This is a genomic window from Lysobacter tyrosinilyticus (assembly GCF_054779815.1).
Map to the genome: position 1 here is coordinate 1 of NZ_BAAGXN010000010.1, position 3,039 is coordinate 3,039.

Genomic DNA, 3,039 nt, shown 5'->3' on the forward strand with positions numbered 1-3,039 from the left:
ACCGTGGCGTATAACCATTCAATGCAGCCGAAGCCGCTTCGCGGCTCGGCTAATTTCAGGCGTTAGGCCCCGCAATGAACATCTCCGAGTACGACGTTGTTCGTGTAATCGCAGAGATCCCTGCGGACCGGGTAGACGCCGGTGCTAGCCAAGGCCGCATGCCTCAGGTGGGTGACCTTGGCGCGGTCGTAATGGCGCATGCCTCGAACCCTCGCCAAGAGCCTGCCTTCACCGTTGAGTGCGTCGGGCCAGATGGCCACACCGTCTGGCTCGCGGATATATTTGCCTCGGAGCTTGAGCGGGCTCCGTTCAGCTCGGGCGGGCCCTAACAATTCATTCAAGCCGAAGCCGCTTCGCGGCTCGGCTTAATTCAGGCGTTAGGCCCCAAAGAGAGTTTCATGCCGCCCTTGTCCATTGTGCTGACTGTAGTCTTCTTGATGCTTCACTCAGTATTGAGTCTCCTTGCTCGATCCGCCCTGCGATCCGATCCTCGCGCTCGGGATGAGCTATTCACCTACGGGGCAAACCAGCTATTTGGGCGTCCGCGTTACATGCGTGTTCAATTCATTTTGCCGTGGGTGCGTCCGCAATCACTGGCGAATCATCCTTTAGGCACGCGCCTGCTCGTCTTGGCATCCAGACTGGCGGGCTCAGGAGCAGTGATAAGCTTCATCGTGTTAGTCGCCGACTTCGTGCCGCATGGGGCCTAACAATTCATTCAAGCCGAAGCCGCTTCGCGGCTCGGCTTAATTCAGGCGTTAGGCCGCAGCAAAGAGATACTCATGTCTGAGAATGACCAACCGCGTGAGTCCGATCTGGAGCACGTTGCCTCCCTTAGCGGGGACGATGTGGCCACAATCAAAGAGGCGCTAATGCAACACGTAGGCGACTCGTGGCTTCCTGCATTGACCGTTGTAACGGACGCACATCAGTCACTACTGCCAACTTTTCCCTCAGTTCCGCCGACATTCTTCTCATGGTGCCTGCGTAAACTTGTTGCGTCCGGCCAGATACAAGCAGATGGCCCCGCCACAAGGGAGCTTGCATATCAGGTAAGGGTCGCCGCTGACCCCCGTCATGCGGCCTAACAATTCATTCAAGCCGAAGCCGCTTCGCGGCTCGGCTTAATTCAGGCGTTAGGCCGTATTCGGGCAGATCACACGAGCGCTTGGCTGCAGCGCCACGTTCGGCGATACCGCGGCAAACTTTCGCAAAGGCCGCGGCGACTCTTCGGCTTCGGCAAGCACTCCGCGCCCGAGCTATGCCGGCCCACTCCGCCGAGCAACAGCAGCGGCTAGTGCCCCGCCCTCTCCTCATCTGCCGGCTCATCAGCTAGCTCTGTCCGCGCTATACAGCCTTCAGTACCACATGGCTCTTCGGGTAAAGTTCCGGCATTCCAGGCGGGGCGACGTGATCCACCTCGCGTCATCCGGCCTAACAATTCATTCAAGTGGAAGCCGCTTCGCGGCTCCACTTAATTCAGGCGTTAGGCCCTTGAGCAACCATCCCTCTAGCCAACCACATGAGCCACTGCCCTCGGGCATGAAGGCCGTCATTGCCTACTTTTTTGTCGGGAGCCTCATCTCCATTGCGTACCCCGCCTTCAAAGCACACCCTGCCTTATCGCTTCCCGGCCTGCTTGGCGTGCTCACAGCACAGGCGTTATTCCAAATACCCGCAATTCTTACTGGCATTGGTCTAGTTCGCCGAAAGCGCTGGGCGGAGTACCTCGGAGGCACTCTACTGGCCTTCGCGACGCTTACTGCCGTCGTTGACTTCAACCGGGGATTATTGGCTGCGGCTCACCACTCACCAGCGACGGAGAAGCTGACCCTACTGTCCATTCCCGTATCTGTTATGTGGCACGGGTTCTGGGGATTTCTTCTTTACCGCAATCGGCCATTACGCGGCCCATCCTCCGCGGCAAGGGCCTAACAATTCATTCAAGCCGAAGCCGCTTCGCGGCTCGGCTTAATTCAAGCGTTAGGCGCCTCATGAAACGTCTCTATTACCCAGGAACAGACATTGAGGTTCGTATCGGCGACCTGGTCCGCTGGTTCGATGACAACGGCCTTTCAAAGGTCATTTTTATCATCAGCACGGACCAGTTCCCCGAGGATGACCCAGGCTCTACAGAGTGGTTCAAGTCGGAGTTTGGTGAGGGCATCATGATAGATACTCCCGACGCCGGCCTTGTGCTCGAGAGCGAGGATTGTAGAAACATCGCGTTGGTTCGCTCTGCCGGTGAGCGCGCCTAACAATTCATTCAAGCCGAAGCCGCTTCGCGGCTCGGCTTAATTCAGGCGTTAGGCGGCACTACAATTTCATGGACACTCGACTAAAAGTCATGAACGCTCGCCATCTGTCCCTACTTCTCCTTGCGCTAAGCGCTCTGGGATTTTCGAGCTCGGCAGCTTCAGAGCAGAGAAAGAGTCCTCTGCTAGCACTAGGGTGCGAGGCACCCCCCTTTTACTCATACTGGGGTGCATACGACAAAGAGCTCGTAGTGGCGTTCAGCCTGGAGGGCTATTACGCCCATGTCAGGAAAAGCCTTCCTGAAGATCTTTTTGACGTCGTTGTAGCCAGCTCGCGCAACGCGCTTCAGAAAGCACACATAGATCTGTCCAACTTTAATGATCGGATCTATCTGACCCCCAATCGAATGGAAACGACGGAGGCCGCCTTCACAGACGAGCTCGAGCGGCGACTGGGAGAAAAGGCCGGAATCGACCGATGCATTATGGATGTGTCAGACCTCTTTCGATCTCTCGACGCGCACTACGTTCTGAGAGTCCACGATGCAACAAGTAGAGGTTCGGCTCCGCCCTTGGGGGAGCTAGACGGCTCCAATCACACTCTGCTGGCATACATCAGCTTGGTGCCCGAGGAAAGACTGACTGAGTCTCGCTGCTCGGTTACCTACCAATCCAACGGCCAGTCGGTCTCAGTGTGCAAGTGAATCGGGTGCCGCCTAACAATTCATTCAAGCCGAAGCCGCTTCGCGGCTCGGCTTAATTCAGGCGTTATGCGTGGTCAAAA

The 3,039-nt window shown here is 56.9% G+C and carries 1 protein-coding gene; it reads left to right on the plus strand.

The window, feature by feature from the left end:
• Nucleotides 1-1,994 precede the first annotated feature (1,994 nt).
• A complete protein-coding gene (locus ACYVGK_RS14650; RefSeq protein ID WP_460734999.1) occupies nucleotides 1,995-2,258 on the plus strand; it encodes a hypothetical protein in 264 nt (87 codons plus the stop codon).
• Nucleotides 2,259-3,039: the final 781 nt, after the last annotated feature.